This window comes from Actinoallomurus iriomotensis (assembly GCF_030269445.1).
GTDB classification, from domain to species: domain Bacteria; phylum Actinomycetota; class Actinomycetes; order Streptosporangiales; family Streptosporangiaceae; genus Actinoallomurus; species Actinoallomurus iriomotensis.
Window position 1 is genome coordinate 1 of sequence record NZ_BSTJ01000046.1, and the last position, 259, is coordinate 259.

Below are 259 nucleotides of genomic sequence, written 5' to 3' on the forward strand. Positions count from 1 at the left end.
CCGCATCGATCGCCTCGATCACCGCGTCCTTGGAGAACCTCGGCGGCACGAACGCCACCGACACATCCGCCCCGGTCTGGGCCATCGCCTCAGCGACCGAGCCGAACACCGGCAGATCCCGGCCCTCGCTCGTGACCGTCTGCCCCGCCTTACGCGCGTTCACCCCACCCACGACGTTCGTGCCGGCCCGCAGCATCCGCGCGGTGTGCTTGGTTCCCTCCGAGCCGGTCATCCCCTGCACGATGACCTTGCTGTCCTC

The 259-nt window shown here is 69.5% G+C and carries 1 pseudogene; it reads right to left on the minus strand.

Features of this window, described 5'->3' with window-relative positions:
- Window positions 1-259, minus strand: a pseudogene (locus QSK37_RS51335) (succinate--CoA ligase subunit alpha); the annotation flags it as partial.